Here is a 17,741-nt window from a genome sequence, read left to right as displayed (position 1 = left end):
GCACGAATCAGGAAGTCTGCGGCCGCAGCTCCTGAGTTGTGGTTCGGGAGCGGCAGGCGCTCCGCTCGGGCCTCAGCGCGCGAGCAGCCCGTAGGAGGCGCGCACCCGTCCCAGCCACCACTCCCGTCGGGCGTCGGGCGCGGCGTGCTCCCGCAGCAGGTCCACGTCGACGTCGATCCGCCGTACGTCGACGGAGCCGTCCACGGGCACGAGCGGCTCGCCCGTGACGTCGGCGGCCAGCAGGGCCGCGGTGCCGAGGCCGCAGTCGTAGGGCAGGTCGGGCAGCGCGGCGGCCAGGTACGCCCCCATGCTCAGGCCGACCGAGGTGTCGAGGGCGCTCGAGACGACCACGGGCAGCCCGGCCTCCGACACGATCCGGAGGGCCGCGCGGATCCCGCCGAGCGGCTGTGCCTTGACGACGAGGAGGTCGGCCGCACCGGCGCGGGCGACGGCCAGCGGGTCGGCGGCCTTTCGGACGCTCTCGTCCGCGGCGACGGGCACCCCGAGGTCGGCCGTGCGGCGTCGCAGCTCCGCGAGCTCGGGCACCGAGGCGCAGGGCTGCTCCGCGTACTCGAGACCGAGCGGGGCCAGGGCTCGCAGCGCCTCCTCGGCCTGATCGACGGTCCAGCCGCCGTTGGCGTCGACGCGCACGCGACCCTCGGGCCCGACGTGCTCGCGCGCCGCCGCGACCCGGGCGACGTCGTCGGCCAGGGCCTGGCCGCGCTCGGCGACCTTGACCTTGACGGTGCGGCAGCCGGGGAACCGGGCCAGCACGCCCGCGACCTCGTCGGGCCCGACCGCGGGCAGCGTTGCGTTGACGGCCACGCGGGAGGTGCGGGGCGAGGGGGCAGGACCCCAGCCGAACTCGACGGCCGCCGCCAGCCAGGCCGCCGCCTCCTCGGGCCCGTACTCGACGAAGGGGCTGAACTCGGTCCAGCCGCGGGGCCCCTGGACGAGGAGCGCCTCGCGCACCTCGATGCCGCGGAACCTCGTTCGGAGCGGCAGCTGCACCACGTGCGCACCGGACAGCAGGTCGTCGAGCGGCGGCAGCTCGGTGCGGGGGAGGAGGGCTGCGGTCGGCGGGGCTGGCTCGGCGGGCGTCGTCACCTCGCCAGTCTCGCACCGCGCCCGCTAGGGTCGATCACCATGGCCGCGCCCGATCTGACCCCGTCCGACGACGCCGTGTCGCCCGCCGCCGGGCGCGCCGAGCGTATCGAGCGCGCCGAGCGTGCCGACGCTGCCTGGCCTGCCGCCGAGCGGGCCGAGCGCACCGAGCCCGACTCCGAGGGGCTGGCGATCTTCGACGACCAGACGCACGACGACGACTCCGCCGCCCCGGCCCGCAGCTCGCGGCTGGGCGTCGTCCTGCTCGTGCTCGCCGTGGTCCTGCTCGCCCTCGACGGGCTCGCGATCGCCCTGCTCGCGGGCGACGCCGTGACAGCTGCGGCGTCGATCGCCCTCGTCACGATGCTCGCCTCGATCGGGGTGGGCGTCGTCGCGCTCGTCGCGGTCGCCACGCGGCGGGGTCGCTGGCCGGCGGTCGCCGCGGTGCTGCTCAGCGTCCTCGCGAACCCGTTCGTGTTCGTCTGGCTGCTGGGCGCCCTCGTCCCCTCGCTCTGACGCGCCGCCTCCTCGGCCCGCCGGCCCGCCGGCCCGCCAGCCCGTCTGCCGCGGCCGAGCTACACCCCGGATGCCGCAATACACCCCGGGAAAAGAGGGTGTGGCGCCGATTCCGAGGTGTAGCTCGAGCCCAGCCTTGCCCGGCCCGGCCGAACGCGGCCAGGCCCGGCCCGGCCGAGCGCGGCCCGGTCGTAGGCTGGTGGGCATGTCCGCAGCCGTCTCCGACCTGTTCGATCCCGCTGAGTGGCGAGAGGTGCCGGGCTTCGACGGCCTGACCGACGTCTCGTACCACCTCGACGTCGAGGGCCGGGTGGCCCGCGTCGCGATCGACCGGCCCGAGGTCCGCAACGCGTTCCGGCCGCGCACCGTCGACGAGCTGTACCGCGTGCTCGACCACGCGCGGCAGCAGAGCCGCGTGGGCGTCGTCCTGCTCACCGGCAACGGCCCCAGCCCCAAGGACGGCGGCTGGGCCTTCTGCAGCGGCGGCGACCAGCGCATCCGCGGCCGTGACGGCTACAAGGCCGAGGGCGCCGAGGCGAACGTGGCCGACCCTGCCTCGGCGGGTCGCCTCCACATCCTCGAGGTGCAGCGGCTGATCCGGTTCATGCCCAAGGTCGTCATCGCGGTCGTGCCGGGCTGGGCGGCGGGCGGCGGCCATTCGCTGCACGTCGTCTGCGACCTCACGATCGCCAGCCGTGAGCACGGCAAGTTCAAGCAGACGGACGCCGACGTGGGCTCGTTCGACGCCGGCTACGGCAGCGCCTACTTCGCGAAGCAGATCGGCCAGAAGCTCGCCCGCGAGGTGTTCTTCCTCGCCGAGGAGTACAGCGCCGACCGCGCCCACGAGATGGGCGCCGTCAACCGCGTCGTCGCGCACGCCGACCTCGAGCAGGAGGCGCTGGCCATGGCCCGCGTCGTCCTCACCAAGTCGCCCACCGCGATCCGCATGCTCAAGTTCGCGTTCAACGCCACCGACGACGGCATCGTGGGCCAGCAGGTCTTCGCGGGCGAGGCGACCCGCCTCGCCTACGGCACCGACGAGGCCGTCGAGGGGCGCGACTCGTTCCTCGAGAAGCGCGAGCCCGACTGGTCGCCGTTCCCGTGGCAGTACTGACGCCGACGCCGACGCCGACGGCGCAGGCGGCAGGAGACGACACGAGGAGGCGCGGCGCGTGACCCGCCCCCTCCTCCCCGTCGACGCGCGTCGCCCGCTCGACGTGCTCGAGGCGCTCCGCGAGGCCCTCGCAGGCGGTCCGGCCGTCGCCCCGCGGACCGACGACCACGTCCCCGCCGACCTTCCCGCCACCGTGCCGCAGCCCGTGGCGCTCGTCGTCGAGACGAGCGGGTCGAGCGGCGTGCCCAAGCGCGTGATGCTGCCCGCCGACGCCGTGCTCGCCGGCGCGGCCGCCGCCGACGGCGCGCTGAGCGGCCCCGGGCAGTGGGTGCTGGCGCTGCCGGCGCACTACGTCGCGGGCACCAACGTCCTCGTCCGGAGCATCGCCGCCGGCACCGAGCCCGAGGTCCTCGCGCCGGGGCACTTCGACCCGGTCGCGTTCGCCGAGGCAGCGAGTCGCCTCGAGCACCCCGTGCGCTACGCGTCGCTGGTGCCTGCCCAGCTCGCCGCGGTGCTCGACGCCGCCGAGCACGACGCCGACGTGGCCGACGCGGCGCGGAGCTTCGCCGCGGTGCTGGTGGGCGGGCAGGCGACGCCCGCGTCCCTCGTCGACCGGGCCCGCGCCTCAGGCGTGGCGGTCGTCCGCACCTACGGCTCGAGCGAGACGAGCGGGGGCTGCGTCTACGACGGGGTGCCCGTCGGCCGCACCCGGGTGGCCGTCGTCGACGGGCAGGTGGAGCTCGCCGGTCCGTCGCTCGCCCTCGGCTACCTGGGCGACGACGACCGCACCGAGGCGGCCTTCGTCGTCCGCGACGGAGAGCGCTGGTACCGCACCGGCGACGCCGGCAGCGTGTCCGACGACGGCGTGCTCACCGTGAGCGGGCGTCTCGACGACGTCGTGGTCTCGGGCGGCGAGAAGGTGTCGCTCGGGCTGGTCGAGCGGCTCATCCGCGAGCAGCCCGGTCTCGCCGGCGCCGTGGTCGTGCGGGCGCCGCATGAGCGGTGGGGCGAGGTGCCGGTCGTGGTCGTGGGTGAGGGGGGAAGCCCTGCGCCGCACCTGCTGCACGCGACGCCCCGCCTCCCGGAGCTGCCCGAGCTGCGTGCGGTCGTCAGCGCAGCCCTCGGCCGCGCCGCGGCGCCCGACCGGCTCGTCCTGCTCCCCGAGCTGCCCCTCCTCGCGAGCGGCAAGCCCGACCGCCGCGCCCTGGAGGCCCTCGTCGCAGGCGAGGACCCCGCCCGGAACTAGGATCGGTCCCGTGGCACGAGCGACGACATCCCAGAAGAAGAAGCGCGGCGGCCGACCGGGAGGCCGGCCGGGCGCCCAGCGCGCCCGCCGCGTCACGCCCGGCGACTGGATCGGCGGCGCCCGCCTCCGCACCCTGCCGCTCGGCGTCGCGCCCGTCGCACTCGGCACGGGAGTCGCGCGGGCGAACGGCAGCTGGGACCTCCCGCTGGCCCTGCTCTGCCTCGCGATCGCCGTGTTCCTCCAGATCGGCGTCAACTACGCGAACGACTACTCGGACGGCATCCGCGGCACCGACGCGCACCGGGTCGGCCCGGCACGTCTGACGGGTTCGGGCAGCGTCCGGCCCAGGACCGTCCTGCGCGTCGCCCTCGTCTTCTTCGGCCTCGCCGCGCTCGCCGGCCTCGTCGTCGTCGTGACGACCGGTTACTGGTGGATGCTCGCGGTCGGGGCCGCCGCCGTCGTCGCCGCCTGGTACTACACGGGCGGCAAGCGCCCCTACGGCTACAACGCCCTCGGCGAGGTCTTCGTCTTCGTGTTCTTCGGGCTGGTCGCCACCGTCGGCACCGCCTTCGTGCAGGTGCACAGGTTCCCCGCCGACGCGTGGGTCGCCGGCATCGCCGCCGGGCTGTTCGCCTGCGCCGTGCTGATGGTGAACAACATCCGCGACATCCCGCAGGACGCGGCGGCGGGCAAGCGCACCCTCGCGGTCGTCGTCGGCGACACCGTGGCACGGGCGCTCTACGCCCTGTTCCTGCTGCTGCCGTTCCTGCTGCTCGTCTACTTCGGCTTCCTGTACTTCAACGCGCCGTACGTCTACTTCGTGCTCATCACGGCGGTGCCGGCAGCGGTCATCGGCGTGACCGGCAAGACGCCGCGCGAGCTGATCCTCGCCCTGCAGCTGTCGTCGTTGACGGCGCTGCTGTTCGGCCTCGGCCTCGGGGCCGCGCTCTTCTTCTAGATCAGGAGGCGCGTCCCGCGTTGCGCTCGTCGCGTGCGGCCTCATCGTCGCGGGCGTCGCGCTCGGCCAGCTCGGCGTCCTCGGCGAGGCTGTCGCCGTCGAGCGGCTCCGGCTTCGAGCGGCGCTCCGCGAGCTCCAACGCGACCTGGCGACGCAGCGGCGCGAAGAACAGGTACGAGACGCAGAACGCCACGACTGCAGCGATGAGCGTCGCGAGGTACGGGTTCGGCAGCAGGAGCACGAGCACGACCAGCGCGACGAGGAACACGCCGAGGCGGACGATCGTGTACTTGACCCAGGGTTTCACGCGGCGAGTCTACGCGCGCCACCTGCGCCTCCTCGTCCCTGAGCGCACCTCCCTGCCCACCATCAGGCGACGCCCTGCCGGCCCGCCTATGCTCGGTCCATGGTGAAGTTCTTGGTCGTGGCGATCGTCGCAGCGTCAGCGTTCATCATCTATGCCCTGATCGACTGCCTCTTCGCCGAGTCGTCGAGGTTCCGGGCCCTCAACAAGCCTCTCTGGGCTCTCGTGATCGTGGTGCTGCCGGTCATCGGCGCCGTCCTCTGGTTCTTGATCGGCCGTGCGCGCAAGTCCGGCCAGTCCGAGACGCGACGCTTCGTCGCCCCCGACGACGACCCCGAGTTCTCGGGTCGTTCGAGCTCGACGGTCAGCGACCTCGACCGCGAGACGACCGACGAGCGCATCCGCCGCCTCGAAGAAGAACTGGCCGAGCTCGACGGTGACGACAAGAACGACAAGAACAACGCCTGAGGCCGACTCCGTGACACGTCTCGAGGACGACCGGCCCGACGTCGCTGAGTCGGAACTGCCGGGGAGCACCGGTCAGACAGGTGCGGACCAGGTCGGTGCCGGCCGAGCTGACGCCTCGCCGTCGACCTCGGGCAGCGTCGCCACCGACTACGCCGTGGCCCTGCTCGCCGGCCTCGTCGACGCCGGGGTCCGCGAGCTGGTCCTCAGCCCCGGTTCCCGATCGCAGGCGATCGCCCTCGCCGCCGCCGAGTTCGAACGTGCTGGCCGACTGCGACTGCGGGTGCGGATCGACGAGCGCTCGGCGGGCTTCCTCGCGCTCGGCCTCGCCGTCGAGTCCGGCGTCCCGGCCGTCGTGGTGACCACCTCCGGCACGGCGGTCGCCAACCTGCACCCGGCGGTGCTCGAGGCCCACCACTCCGGGGTCCCGATGATCGTGTTGACGGCCGACCGTCCCGTCGAGCTCCGGGGCATCGGCACCAACCAGACCACGCAGCAGCCCGGCATGTTCGGCGTCGCCACCCGCGCCGGACACGACCTCGAGGCTCCCCGGTCGGGCCCGGTCGACCCGGCGGCCGTGCGCTCGGTCGCGCGTGCCGCCGTCGCGACGGCCCTCGGCGCCCCCGACGCCGACCGGGCCGTGGGAGCCCCGGCCGTCCCGGGTCCCGTGCACCTCGACGTCGCGTTCCGAGAGCCGCTGTCGGCGGCGCTCGACTCCCTCCCCGCGGCCCGTCCCGAGCCGGTCGACGCCGCCTCCTGGTCCGACGCCGCCCGTGTCGCCGCCGTGCGCGTCGACGTCGACGTCGAGCCGGGCACGGTGGTCGTCGCCGGCGACGGGGCCGGTCCCGAGGCGGAGTCGCTCGCCCGTGCCCTCGGCGCACCGCTCGTGGCCGAGGTCTCGAGCGGAGCCCACTTCGGCCCGAACCTCGCCCTCGGCTTCCGCACGCTGCTCGGCGACGCCGAGCTCGGCGGCGCCGTGCGTCGGGTCGTCGTGCTCGGACACCCGACCCTGACCCGCCAGGTCCCTGCCCTCCTCACGCGCGCGGGCGTCGAGGTCGTCGTCGTGCGCGGGGCGACCGCCGACGCGTACGACCCGGGCCGATCGGCCACGGTCGTCGACGCCGTCGACGTGGTCGAGACCGCAGGAGGCGCGCCCGACGACCGTGCCCACCGCGCCTGGGTGGGTCGCTGGGTGCACTCCGGTCGCCGCGTCGTCGGCGACGACGAGGCCGCGCCCGACCTCGAGGCCGCGACGAGCGACGACGGCTCGGCACGGGCCGAGTTCCTCCGGGGTGAGGTCGCCCTGCTGCGGCGTCCCGTGACCCGGCGCGCCCTGGCCCAGACCCTCTGGCGCGTGACGTGGCCGCACGACCGGCTCGTCCTCGGCGCCTCCCGCCTCATCCGCGAGGTCGACGAGGTCGTGCCCGGCAAGAAGATCCGCGTCCACGCCAACCGCGGTCTCGCCGGCATCGACGGCACGGTGGCGACGGCCACCGGCATCGCCCTCGCCAGCCAGGCCGACGACCGGGCACGCGGCGTCACCCGCGTGCTGCTGGGCGACCTGACCCTGCTGCACGACGTCGGCTCGCTCCTGTTCGGCGACGGCGAGGTGCGGCCCCGGCTGCAGGTCGTGGTCGGCAACGACGGAGGCGGGACGATCTTCGACGGCCTCGAGGTCGCGGCCACGGCCCCGGCCGACGCGATGCGCCGCGTGCAGTTCACGCCGCACTCCGTCCGGCTCGCGGGGCTGGCCGCCGCGTACGGCTGGCACCACGTGCTCGCCTCGACCCGGGCCGAGCTCGACCAGGCGCTCGCGAGGGCCTGGGACGGCCCCGTGCTGATCGAGGTGCCGCTCGCACGCTGACCGAGCGGCGATCAGGACCCGGCCGTAGGCTCGGGCCCATGGCCAAGACCTGGACGACCCAGCCCACCGAGATCCTCCGTGCCGGCCCCGAGCTGAGACTCGCCGAGATCGATCCTGCCTCGACCCCCGGCTTCTCCGGCGACAAGCGCTACGCCGCCCAGGTGCTCGAGTCGGGCCGCGACACGCTCGGCGAGCTGCAGGAGAAGCTCTTCGCCGGCAGCCGCACCGGGGGGTCGCAGGGGAACGTCCTGCTCGTGCTCCAGGGCACGGACACCGCGGGCAAGGGCGGGATCGTGCGCCACGTCGTCGGCGCCGTCGACCCGCAGGGCGTCGCGCACCACGCCTTCAAGGCCCCCACCGAGGAGGAGCTGGCCCACGACTTCCTCTGGCGCGTGCGTCGCGAGCTGCCCGGGCCCGGCATGATCGGGGTCTTCGACCGGTCGCACTACGAGGACGTCCTGATCGGCAAGGTCCGACGGCTGGCCCCGCCGGAGGAGATCGAGCGCCGCTACGACGAGATCGTCGAGTTCGAGCGCGAGCTCGTCGACGCCGGCACGACGATCGTGAAGGTGATGTTGCACCTGTCGCGCGACGAGCAGAAGGAGCGTCTCACCGAGCGGCTCGACCGCCCGGACAAGCACTGGAAGTTCAACCCCGGGGACATCGAGGAGCGCCTGGTGTGGGACGACTACCAGGACGCGTACGAGACCGCCCTGCGTCGGACGTCGACGGACGCGGCGCCGTGGTTCGTCGTGCCCGCGGACCGCAAGTGGTACGCCCGCGTGGCCGTGCAGCGCCTCCTCGTCGACGCCCTCGAGGCCCGGGGGCTTTGCTGGCCGCCCGCCGGCTTCGACGTCGAGCTCGAGCGGACCCGGCTCGCCTCGACCTAGTCCCGGCTCCGCAGGGAGTCGCCCGCGCCCCTCGGCAGCCGCAGCCCCTCCGGCAGGCTCAGCAGGGCCAGCGCGGCGAGCACGACGAGCGCGACCTGGTAGCCGGTGGCGGCGCCTCCGACGCCCTCGGCCGTGGCGACCGTGTCGGCCACCCGGACCGTGAGGGCGGTCAGCGCGACTCCGAGCCCGACGGCGAGCTGTCCCGTGATCGACGCGATGGCGTTCGCCGGGGCGATCTGGGCGGCGGGCACGTCGGCGAACTGGAGGGTGTTGTAGGCCGTGAACCCCACCGAGCGGAAGACGCCGCTGACGAGCAGGATCGCCGCGACGAGCACGGGCGACGTGTCCGGCCCGACGAGCGCCGCGGCGACGAAGGTCGCGGCCAGGCCCACGGTGGCGACGACGATGATCGGCACGATCCGGAACCGGTGCATCAGGGGAGTGGTGAAGGGCTTGACGCCGAGGTTGCCGACGAAGACCCACATCAGCATCAGGCCGGCCTCGACGGGCGACCAGCCGAAGCCGTCCTGCAGCAGCAGCGGGACGACGAAGGGCACCCCGTTGACGACGGCCCGGTAGAGCGAGCCGCTGAGGTTCGTGACCCGGAACGTCGCGACGCGGAACGGCTCGAGATCGAGGAGGGGGTGCCTGGCTCGACGGAACCACCGGCCGGCCGCGAGCCCGAGGCCCACCGCCAGGACAGCGAGCACGACGCCCGCCAGCACGGTCGCCTGGTCGCCGAGCAGCTCGAACGCGACCACCAGGGCCACGATCGCGCCGACGACGAGCAGCAGCCCCGGCCAGTCGAGCGGGTGCCGGTCGCCGACCTCGGGCGACGGCACGACCCGCCAGGCCGCGACGAGCAACAGGGCGCCGATCGGCACGTTGACGAGGAACACCCACTCCCAGCCGAGGTGCTCGGTGAGGAGGCCGCCGATCAGGGGCGCCACGACGGGCGCCGCGAGGGCCGGCCAGGTCAGGTAGGCGATCGCCTTGATCAGCTCGGACTTCTCGGTGCTGCGCAGCACGATGAGACGCCCGATCGGCACCATCATCGCGCCCGCTGCGCCCTGCACGACCCGAGCCGTCGTCAGCGCGACGAGGTCGGGGCTGAGGGCGCACGCGAGCGACGCCAGCGTGAACAGCACCACGGCGGCGAGGAAGACCCGCCGAGCGCCCCACCTCTCAGCGAGCCAGGCGCCCAGCGGGATGAACGCGGCCACGGCGACCAGGTAGCCGGTGACCGCGATCCCCAGCTGAGCGGGCTGCACCCCGAAGTCGCGAGCCACGGAGGCGGTGGCCGTCGACAGGATCGTGGCGTCGAGGTTCTCCATGAAGAAGGCCGCCGCGACCACCAGCGCCACCGGTCGCGACCAGCGCGGCGCGGCCGCCGCCTCCTCGGCTCCGGGCCCCGGCGCGGGGGTCGACGTCACAGCGAGAACGCCCCGACGACGGGCTGGAACTTCATCGTCGTCTCGGCGACCTCGCGCTCGGAGACGGACTCGGCGACGACGCCGGCACCGGCGAACGCCCGGACGGTGCCGTCGGGGTGCACCTGCGCGCAGCGGAGCGCGATCGCCCACTCGCCGTCGCCGTCGGCGCCCACCCAGCCGACGGGCCCGGCGTAGCGGCCGCGGTCGAACGGCTCGAGGCGGCGGATCAGGTCCAGCGCCCGCGGCGTCGGGGTGCCCGCGACGGCGGCGGTCGGGTGCAGCGCGGCGATCAGGTCGAGCGACGACGACCCGTCGGTGAGCCGCCCGCGCACGTCGCTGGCGAGGTGCCACAGGTTCGGGAGCTTCAGCGTGAACGGCTGCTCGCCGGTCACGACGTCGTCCGCGTGCGGGCCGAGCGAGAGGAGCAGGCTGCGCAGGGCGAACGCGTGCTCGTCGAGGTCCTTGGTCGAGGTGGCGAGGGCGTGGGCGGCCTGCTCGTCGGTGACGGCGTCGACGCCTCGCGCGCTGCTGCCCGCGAGGACGCGCGCGCTGACCTCGCCGCGCTCGGTGCGGACGAGGGTCTCGGGACTGGCCCCGATCAGGCCGTCCACGGCGAACGCGTAGCAGTCGGGATAGGCCGTGAGCAGGGTGGCGGCGACGAGCCGCAGGTCGGCCTCGGCGGGCAGCCTGCCCACGAGGTCGCGCGCGAGCACGACCTTGCTCACCTCGCCGTGCCGGATCGCCTGCACGGCCTGCGCGACGGCCGCGCCGTAGCCGGGCCCGGACAGCTCGCCGTCGACCAGCCGGAGCTTCGCGGCCGCGCCCACGGGCGACGCCGGGGGCAGCTCGGCCCCGTCGAGCCTCGTGATCCAGGCGACCCCGTCACGTCGCCCGAGCACGATGCGCGGCACGATCAGGACGCTCGTGTCGGCCGACTCGTCGTCGAACGCGAACGAGCCGAACGCCATCAGGCCCGTCCCCGGCACGCCGACCTCGTCGACGACGGAGGCGCGGCTCGCGACCGCGCGCCAGGCGTCGGCGGCGTCGCGCATCCGGTCGGGCCCGGTGAACTCGAGCCGCAGCGCCTCGCCGATGCCGGCCATGCCCGCGCCGCCGCGGACGAAGACGAGCGGGCTGCGCGGGTCGACGACGTCGAGGAGGGGGCTGATGTGGTCGATCTGCGTGGTGCGGACGGACAAGGAGGGGACGTGCAGCGACGAAGGGACCACGTCTCGACCCTACTCGGGCCACGCACGGGGCATGCCGGTAGGATCGACCATCGTGACCAAGGCCGATATGAACAAGCAACCCGACGAGGTCGCGTCCATGTTCGACGGCGTCGCCCGCCACTACGACCGCACGAACGACGTGCTCTCCGCGGGCAACGCCGTCCTGTGGCGCGTCGCGACCGTCAAGGCGATCGGCGCGGGCCCGGCAGACCGGGTCCTCGACATCGCCGCGGGCACCGGCACCAGCTCGGCGGCCATCGCCGCGCGGGGCGCCGAGGTCGTCGCGCTCGACTTCTCGCACGGCATGGTCGAGGTCGGCCGCGAGCGCCACCCCGAGATCGAGTTCGTCGAGGGCGACGCCGAGCAGCTCCCGTTCGACGACGCGACGTTCGACGCCGTCACCATCTCGTTCGGCCTGCGCAACGTCAACCGGCCGAAGCAGGCGCTCGCCGAGATGTACCGGGTGCTCAAGCCCGGCGGCCGTCTCGTCGTCTGCGAGTTCTCGACGCCGCCGTTCGGCCCCCTCCGCGCCGCCTACGGCACCTATCTTCGGCACGTCATGCCGGTCGTGGCCCGGGCCGTGAGCAGCAACACGCCCGCCTACTCGTACCTCGCCGACTCGATCGACGCGTGGCCCGAGCAGCAGGTGCTGAGCCAGTGGCTGCGCGGCGCGGGGTTCACCCGGGTGGCGCACCGCAACCTGACGCTGGGCATCGTCGCCCTGCACCGGGGCCGCAAGCCGGCCGACCCGTCGACCCGCGCCTCCGCGGCGAAGAAGAAGTAGCCGCCGCCCCCGGGCGGTCGACCAGACCAGACGAAGGTGACCCCTGTGAACCCGAGTGTGCCGCTCACCCGCCGCAGCAGCTCCCTGAGCTCGTCGCTCGGCCTGGGCGAGAAGCTCTTCGCCTCGCCCGCCGACCGGCGCTTCGTGCAGTCGGTCGACGACGGCCTCGAGCTCGTCGAGCAGGGCCTGCTCCGCGAGATCGCGTTCGCCGACGAGATCGCCGACGCGACGACGCGCTACCTGCTCGCCGCCGGCGGCAAGCGCGTGCGCCCGACCCTGACCCTCCTCATCGCGCAGCTCGGCGACGGCGCCACCCCGGGCATCGTCGCGTCCGCGCAGGCGACCGAGATCACGCACCTCGCGTCGCTGTACCACGACGACGTCATGGACGAGGCGCAGATGCGTCGAGGGGTGCCCAGCGCCCAGACCGTGTGGGGCAACAACGTCGCGATCCTCGCCGGCGACCTCCTCTTCGCCCGGGCGAGCACCATCGTGTCCGGCCTCGGACAGGAGGCGATCCTGCTGCAGGCCGAGACCTTCGAGCGGCTCTGCCTCGGCCAGCTGCACGAGACCGTCGGGCCGCGCGAGGGCGACGACCCCATCGCGCACTACATCGACGTGCTCGGCGACAAGACGGGCTCGCTCATCTCGACCGCGGCCCGTGCCGGCGTCATGTTCTCGGGGGCGCCCCGCGAGTACCTCGCCCCCGTCGCCGAGTTCGGCGAGAAGATCGGCATCGCGTTCCAGCTGATCGACGACGTGATCGACCTCTCCGACCAGGCCGAGGAGACGGGCAAGCGCGCCGGCACCGACCTGCGCGCAGGCGTCGTCACCCTCCCGCTGCTCTACCTCCGTCAGGAGGCGCAGACCGACATGGAGACGGCGGCCCTGCTGGGCGTCATCGACCAGGTCGTCGACGCCACCCGTGCGGCGGAAGACGGCGCAGACCCGGTCGACGAGGCCGAGTTCGCCGAGATCGTCCGTCGGCTCCGCGAGCACGAGGTCACCGACCGCACGCGCCGCGAGGCGCACCGGTGGGCGTCGGAGGCGCTGGCCGCCCTCGAGGCACTGCCGGCGGGCCCCGTCAAGAAGGCCCTCACCCGGTTCGCCGACCGCGTCGTCGAGCGGTCCGCCTGACCGGCGACGCACCTCCTCGGAACCGACTGCACCGCTGCACCGCACCTGATCACCACAGACACCGCACCGTCCGCACGGCCGGCACCGCCGAGCCGTACACCAGCAGAGAGAGACAACTCGTGACCACCCTTCGACTGGCCATCGTCGGAGCCGGCCCCGCCGGCATCTACGCCGCCGACATCCTGCTCAAGGCCGAGAAGGCCTTCGACGTGTCGATCGACCTGTTCGAGCAGCTGCCTGCCCCCTACGGCCTGGTCCGCTACGGCGTCGCCCCCGACCACCCGCGCATCAAGGGCATCGTCAACGCCCTGCGCGACGTGCTCGACAGCGGCGACATCCGGGTCTTCGGCAACGTCCGCTACGGCGAGGACATCACCCTCGACGACCTCAAGCAGCACTACAACGCGGTCATCTTCTCGACCGGCGCCATCAAGGACGCCGACCTCGACGTCCCCGGCATCGAGCTCGAGGGCAGCTACGGCGCCGCCGACTTCGTCAGCTGGTTCGACGGCCACCCCGACTTCCCGCGGACCTGGCCGCTCGACGCGCAGTCCGTGGCCGTGGTCGGCGTCGGCAACGTCGCCCTCGACGTCTCGCGCATCCTCGCGAAGCACGCCGACGACCTGCTGCCGACCGAGATCCCGGACAACGTCTACGCCGGGCTCAAGCAGTCGTCGATCACCGACGTGCACGTCTTCGGCCGTCGCGGACCTGCCCAGGTCAAGTTCACGCCGCTCGAGCTGCGCGAGCTCGGCGAGGTGCGCGACGTCGACATGGTCGTCCACGACGAGGACTTCGACCACGACGAGGCCTCGAAGACCGCGATCGCGACGAACAAGCAGGTCTTCGTGATCGACAAGGTGCTGAACCAGTGGCGTCAGCGCGAGGTCGGCACGGCGTCGCGTCGGCTGCACCTTCACTTCTACGCGAAGCCGCTCGAGGTCGTCGGCGACGACGACGGCCGTGTCGCGGCGTTCCGGTACGAGCGCACCCGGCCCGACGGCCAGGGCGGCGTCGAGGGCACCGGCGAGGTCCGCGAGGTCCCGGTGCAGGCGATCTACCGCGCCGTCGGCTACTTCGGCTCGCCCCTCGACGGCATCCCCTTCGACGAGCGTCGCGGCGTGATCCCGAACCACGAGGGCCAGGTCATGGACGACGACAACCAGATCATGCCCGGCGTCTACGCCACCGGCTGGATCAAGCGAGGGCCCGTCGGCCTGATCGGCCACACGAAGTCCGACGCCATGGAGACCGTCAAGCACGTCATCAACGACCAGGCGAGCTGGTGGCAGCCCGCCGACACGTCCGAGGAGGCGATCCCCGCCCTGCTCGAGCAGCGCGGCGTCGAGTACACCGACCTCGAGGGCTGGCACCGCCTCGACGAGCACGAGCAGTCGCTCGGCGCCCAGCACGAGCACGAGCGCGTGCGCGTCAAGGTCGTGCCCCGCGACGAGATGGTCCGTGTGTCGCGGTCCGGCTCCGGCTCCGGCTCCGGCTCCGGTGCAGGCCCGGACACGGGCTCCGACTCCGACGCGGCGGTCGTCTCCGTCTGACCTGCCGTCGCCTCCTCTCGGAGGCGACCCGCGCCTCCTGCGCCCTGCCCTCGGGCGGACCGCAGGAGGCGCGTCGTCGTCTCCGGGGCGCGCTCCCGGCGCTGGCGTCACCGGCCCCGGCGCTCGTGGCTAAGCTGGTCGACATGGCAGACAGCTCTTTCGACGTGGTCAGCAAGGTCGACAAGATGGAGGCGGACAACGCCCTCCACCAGGCGCAGAAGGAGATCGAGCAGCGCTACGACTTCAAGGGCGTGGGCGCGTCGGTCGACTGGAGCGGCGAGAAGCTGCTCCTCAAGGCGTCGACGGAGGAGCGGGTCAAGGCCGTCCTCGACGTCCTGGAGTCGAAGTTCATCAAGCGCAGCATCAGCCTCAAGCACCTCGACGCGGGAGAGCCCTTCGCCAGCGGCAAGGAGTACCGCATCGAGGCCGCCCTCAAGGAGGGCATCGAGCAGGACGCGGCGAAGAAGATCGGCAAGATCATCCGCGACGAGGGCCCCAAGAGCGTCAAGAGCCAGATCCAGGGCGACGAGCTGCGCGTGCAGTCGAAGAGCCGTGACGACCTGCAGGCCACCATGGCCCTGCTCAAGAAGGCCGACCTCGACGTCGACCTCCAGTTCGTCAACTTCCGCTGACAGCCGGCCCGGCCCGGCCCGGCCCGCACGCACCCGCCGCCTCTGCCCGGCCCGGCCCGCACGCACCGGCCGCCTCTGCCCGCGCCGGCCGCCTCTGCCCGTGGGCCGCTGCCGCCTGGTGTGGCACCGTCGGCCCGAAATTTGAGAGGTATCCGAGCGCGAGTCGCTGTTGGTGCCGTTCATCTCAGTGCGCGGAGGCGAGGAATGTCTCCCTTTGAGATGCCCAGCGTCCACATTCCCGCTTCGACCGTGGCGAGGACACCTGGCCAGGCGAACATGACGTCCGGGTAAGGGCACTCGAGCACCGTGTAGCCGAGGACGACCATCTCGGAGATGCGTCGTCGGTCGGAGTTGTACGACGCGGCCGAGGAGTGGTGGTCGACGCTGACGCACTCGACGATGAGCCGGTCGCCGATGAGCAGATCCGGCCGGATCGACTCGGTGAGTTCCGGTTGCACGAGTGTCTTGATCCCCGCGTCCGCGAGTCGAACGCGCGCGATCGACTCCGTCCCCGACTCCGCCCGGGGGTCTGCGAGATCGACCGCGGCGCGCAGGCGAGCAGGCAGCCGTCGGCGGACCAGCTCGACGTCGACGGGATCGACGACGTGTCCCGCTCGTTGGACCGAGTCGAGCACGGCCACCGCCTCCCACACGGGGAGGTGCAGCAGGGACTGGGCCACTGCAGGGACGGGCGAGACGACCAGCCTGTCGGCCAGCGGGTCGAGGTGGTGCGCGTCGCGGAGGACGACGACCGACTCGTCTCGTCGGGTGAGGCGGCGGCCCGCGTCGTCGGGGTGACGGAGTCGGTGGTCGTTCGAGCGGACGCTGACGAACAACGGCGCACCGTGCGGTTGCCATCCGCCGATGAGCGCCGTCGAAGACGGGCCGGCCAGCGCGCCGCCTACGCGGGCGGACCGGATGATCTCCGGCGCGAGATCCGGCGCCGCGTAGAGGCCGTGGCGGACGCGGAGCAGGTGACCAGCGCGCCACGCTCGGTCCAGCATCTCCTGCGAGGCGCCGTCCTCCAGGAGCTGACGGCGTGAAGCGAGGCCACCGTGACGAGCCAGCGGCTCGGAGAGAAGAGCGTCCATCAGCTGAGGGTGCTGAATCGGCTGCGGTCTCTCCCGCCGCGCAGAGCGTGCTGTGGACAAGACGAGGTGTCCAGGGGCCGGGGGAGGGCTCGACCGTGTCGATCAAGTCGAACATGCAAACGGAGACAGATTTGCGCTCTGGCGACGGCAGCGCGTGATGATCGGCGGCAGGAGGGCGCGGATCGCTCTCAAATTACGGAAGAAGAGGCGGAAGGGCGGAAGGGAGGGAGGGGGTGGGGCGGGGTGGTCAGCGGGAGGCCCCGGAGGCTGTATATTTGTCTGGCGCCTCCGGTCGGTGATTACATGGGCCGGGCGTGCATGGCAAGTTACCCAAGCGGCCAAAGGGATCTGACTGTAAATCAGCTGGCGTAGCCTTCGGGGGTTCGAATCCCTCACTTGCCACAGTTCCATCGCTCCTCTCGGAGCGGGCGACACCACGACGGACTCGAGAGATCGGGTCCGTTCGTCGTTTCCGCGGTCGATCGAGCACGACCGCCAGGAGACCTCATGGACGACACCAGCACCGGCCCCAGCACCAGTACCGGCCCCAGCACCAGCCCCAGTGCCGACAGCAGCCCCCGGGGCATCGCCGCGCTCCTCGCCGTCGCCGTCGACGTCACCACGGCCGCAGCCCGGCTGGCGGCCGCGCGGCGCGCCGAGGGGGTCGAGGTCGCCGAGACGAAGAGCAGCCTCGTGGACGTGGTCACGCACGCCGACCGCGAGGTGGAGTCGTTCCTCCGTGCCCGTCTCGCCGAGCTGCGTCCCGGCGACGGCTTCCTCGGCGAGGAGGGCGACCCCGACGACTCCTCCACGGGCCTCACGTGGGTCGTCGACCCGATCGACGGCACCGTCAACTTCCTCTACGGGATCCCGCAGTGGGCGGTGAGCGTCGCCGTCGTCGAGGGCGGCCCCGATCCGCTCACCTGGTCGGCCCTCGCCGCCTGCGTCGTGAACCCGCTCTCGGGCGAGGTGTTCACGGCGAGCCGAGGAGGCGGCGCCTGGCTGGGCGAGGACCGTCTCGTCCCGTCCGCCCCCGCCTCGCTCGCGGAGTCGCTCTTCGCGACGGGGTTCTCGTACGAGGCCGGCCGGCGGGTCGAGCAGGCCGCCGTGGTCGGCCGCCTGATCGGGCAGGTGCGCGATCTTCGTCGCCTGGGAGCCGCCTCCCTCGACCTCTGCGCCGTCGCGGCCGGTCGTCTCGACGTGTACGCCGAACGTGGCCTCAAGCCGTGGGACCACGCCGCCGGCGTGCTCGTCGCGCAGGAGGCGGGCGCGGTGGTGCGCGGCGAGAACGGCCAGGCGCCGAGCGGCAGGCTCGTGGTCGCGTCGGCACCGAGCGTCGCCCGGGCGGCCGATGCTCTCCTCGAGGATGCAGGGTTCTGACCTGCGTCTCGCGAAAAGGTCTCTGATCAGGCCTTCCTGCG

The 17,741-nt window shown here is 73.1% G+C and carries 17 protein-coding genes and 1 tRNA gene; 13 read left to right on the top strand and 5 right to left on the bottom strand.

The genetic code is table 11. The annotated features are described in order from the left end of the window. Window positions 1-72 precede the first annotated feature (72 nt). Window positions 73-1,107: an o-succinylbenzoate synthase gene (locus EDF18_RS05470; RefSeq protein WP_233568985.1), complete on the bottom strand. Its 1,035-nt coding sequence runs from the start codon at window positions 1,105-1,107 to the stop codon at window positions 73-75. 39 nt (window positions 1,108-1,146) lie between these two features. On the opposite strand from EDF18_RS05470, the gene EDF18_RS05465 reads away from it, so the two are divergent. The 4 genes from EDF18_RS05465 (at window position 1,147) to EDF18_RS05450 (ending at window position 4,938) form a co-directional block, all read left to right on the top strand. Next, window positions 1,147-1,620 (top strand): hypothetical protein, encoded by a 474-nt coding sequence (locus EDF18_RS05465; RefSeq protein WP_123546721.1) that lies wholly within the window; start codon window positions 1,147-1,149, stop codon window positions 1,618-1,620. A 205-nt stretch (window positions 1,621-1,825) separates the two neighbouring features. Next, window positions 1,826-2,734 (top strand): 1,4-dihydroxy-2-naphthoyl-CoA synthase, encoded by a 909-nt coding sequence (locus EDF18_RS05460; protein WP_123547316.1) that lies wholly within the window; start codon window positions 1,826-1,828, stop codon window positions 2,732-2,734. 58 nt (window positions 2,735-2,792) lie between these two features. Next, complete coding sequence (locus tag EDF18_RS05455; RefSeq protein WP_199732330.1) at window positions 2,793-3,980, top strand: AMP-binding protein; 1,188 nt, start codon at window positions 2,793-2,795, stop codon at window positions 3,978-3,980. 10 nt (window positions 3,981-3,990) lie between these two features. Continuing rightward, entirely contained in the window at window positions 3,991-4,938 is a 948-nt protein-coding gene (locus tag EDF18_RS05450) for a 1,4-dihydroxy-2-naphthoate polyprenyltransferase (protein WP_233568984.1), read from the top strand. A gap of 1 nt (window position 4,939) precedes the next feature. Here the strand turns inward: EDF18_RS05450 and EDF18_RS05445 are convergent, their stop codons facing one another. After that, the gene (locus tag EDF18_RS05445) at window positions 4,940-5,245 is read right to left on the bottom strand and encodes a DUF4229 domain-containing protein (RefSeq protein WP_123546720.1); all 306 of its coding nucleotides are present in this window, start codon (window positions 5,243-5,245) and stop codon (window positions 4,940-4,942) included. A 99-nt stretch (window positions 5,246-5,344) separates the two neighbouring features. Between EDF18_RS05445 and EDF18_RS05440 the strand changes: the two genes are divergently transcribed. From EDF18_RS05440 to EDF18_RS05430, 3 genes are read left to right on the top strand one after another with little or no spacing between them, the layout of a single operon-like run. Next, window positions 5,345-5,710, top strand: a complete 366-nt coding sequence (locus EDF18_RS05440; RefSeq protein ID WP_123546719.1) for a PLD nuclease N-terminal domain-containing protein — start codon at window positions 5,345-5,347, stop codon at window positions 5,708-5,710. Between the two features lie 10 nt (window positions 5,711-5,720). Then, window positions 5,721-7,571: a 2-succinyl-5-enolpyruvyl-6-hydroxy-3-cyclohexene-1-carboxylic-acid synthase gene (gene menD, locus EDF18_RS05435; protein WP_369878147.1), complete on the top strand. Its 1,851-nt coding sequence runs from the start codon at window positions 5,721-5,723 to the stop codon at window positions 7,569-7,571. Between the two features lie 38 nt (window positions 7,572-7,609). After that, window positions 7,610-8,461, top strand: a complete 852-nt coding sequence (locus EDF18_RS05430) for a PPK2 family polyphosphate kinase (RefSeq protein ID WP_123546718.1) — start codon at window positions 7,610-7,612, stop codon at window positions 8,459-8,461. Here EDF18_RS05430 and EDF18_RS05425 read toward each other — a convergent pair. Both EDF18_RS05425 and EDF18_RS05420 read right to left on the bottom strand, forming a co-directional pair. After that, the gene (locus EDF18_RS05425) at window positions 8,458-9,894 is read right to left on the bottom strand and encodes an MFS transporter (RefSeq protein WP_233568983.1); all 1,437 of its coding nucleotides are present in this window, start codon (window positions 9,892-9,894) and stop codon (window positions 8,458-8,460) included. The genes EDF18_RS05430 and EDF18_RS05425 overlap by 4 nt on opposite strands. Then, on the bottom strand, window positions 9,891-11,123 hold the full coding sequence (locus EDF18_RS05420; RefSeq protein WP_123546717.1) for an isochorismate synthase MenF: 1,233 nt from the start codon (window positions 11,121-11,123) through the stop codon (window positions 9,891-9,893). Before EDF18_RS05420 ends, EDF18_RS05425 begins: the two co-directional genes overlap by 4 nt. Before the next feature lie 52 nt (window positions 11,124-11,175). Between EDF18_RS05420 and EDF18_RS05415 the strand changes: the two genes are divergently transcribed. The 4 genes from EDF18_RS05415 (at window position 11,176) to EDF18_RS05400 (ending at window position 15,229) form a co-directional block, all read left to right on the top strand. Then, on the top strand, window positions 11,176-11,907 hold the full coding sequence (locus EDF18_RS05415) for a demethylmenaquinone methyltransferase (protein ID WP_199732328.1): 732 nt from the start codon (window positions 11,176-11,178) through the stop codon (window positions 11,905-11,907). A 45-nt stretch (window positions 11,908-11,952) separates the two neighbouring features. After that, window positions 11,953-13,044, top strand: coding sequence for a polyprenyl synthetase family protein (locus EDF18_RS05410; protein WP_123546715.1), 1,092 nt, complete (start codon window positions 11,953-11,955; stop codon window positions 13,042-13,044). Between the two features lie 119 nt (window positions 13,045-13,163). Next, window positions 13,164-14,597 carry an FAD-dependent oxidoreductase gene (locus tag EDF18_RS05405; RefSeq protein WP_233568982.1) on the top strand — a complete coding sequence of 478 codons (1,434 nt, stop codon included), beginning with the start codon at window positions 13,164-13,166 and terminating at the stop codon, window positions 14,595-14,597. A gap of 143 nt (window positions 14,598-14,740) precedes the next feature. Continuing rightward, window positions 14,741-15,229: a YajQ family cyclic di-GMP-binding protein gene (locus tag EDF18_RS05400; RefSeq protein ID WP_123546714.1), complete on the top strand. Its 489-nt coding sequence runs from the start codon at window positions 14,741-14,743 to the stop codon at window positions 15,227-15,229. 179 nt (window positions 15,230-15,408) lie between these two features. Here EDF18_RS05400 and EDF18_RS05395 read toward each other — a convergent pair whose 3' ends face one another. After that, window positions 15,409-16,320, bottom strand: coding sequence for a type IV toxin-antitoxin system AbiEi family antitoxin domain-containing protein (locus tag EDF18_RS05395; RefSeq protein WP_123546713.1), 912 nt, complete (start codon window positions 16,318-16,320; stop codon window positions 15,409-15,411). A 320-nt stretch (window positions 16,321-16,640) separates the two neighbouring features. Here EDF18_RS05395 and EDF18_RS05390 point away from each other — a divergent pair. Next, window positions 16,641-16,722: transfer RNA gene (locus EDF18_RS05390), tRNA-Tyr, on the top strand. Window positions 16,723-16,827: 105 nt separating this feature from the next. Continuing rightward, window positions 16,828-17,700, top strand: coding sequence for an inositol monophosphatase family protein (locus tag EDF18_RS05385; protein ID WP_123546712.1), 873 nt, complete (start codon window positions 16,828-16,830; stop codon window positions 17,698-17,700). Window positions 17,701-17,741 lie beyond the last annotated feature (41 nt).

Origin of the sequence: Frigoribacterium sp. PhB107, assembly GCF_003751515.1 — a bacterium.
In the GTDB taxonomy this organism is placed as follows: Bacteria; Actinomycetota; Actinomycetes; order Actinomycetales; family Microbacteriaceae; genus Frigoribacterium.
This window is presented reverse-complemented; position numbering and strand designations above follow the sequence as displayed.

Bases quoted from the DNA above. Each gene is read 5' to 3' on its own strand.
- EDF18_RS05440 (WP_123546719.1), top strand. From the start codon at position 5,345: ATGGTGAAGTTCTTGGTCGTGGCGATCGTCGCAGCGTCAGCGTTCATC.
- EDF18_RS05385 (WP_123546712.1), top strand. From the start codon at position 16,828: ATGGACGACACCAGCACCGGCCCCAGCACCAGTACCGGCCCCAGCACC.
- EDF18_RS05395 (WP_123546713.1), bottom strand. From the start codon at position 16,320: ATGGACGCTCTTCTCTCCGAGCCGCTGGCTCGTCACGGTGGCCTCGCT.
- EDF18_RS05465 (WP_123546721.1), top strand. From the start codon at position 1,147: ATGGCCGCGCCCGATCTGACCCCGTCCGACGACGCCGTGTCGCCCGCC.
- EDF18_RS05460 (WP_123547316.1), top strand. From the start codon at position 1,826: ATGTCCGCAGCCGTCTCCGACCTGTTCGATCCCGCTGAGTGGCGAGAG.
- EDF18_RS05430 (WP_123546718.1), top strand. From the start codon at position 7,610: ATGGCCAAGACCTGGACGACCCAGCCCACCGAGATCCTCCGTGCCGGC.
- EDF18_RS05400 (WP_123546714.1), top strand. From the start codon at position 14,741: ATGGCAGACAGCTCTTTCGACGTGGTCAGCAAGGTCGACAAGATGGAG.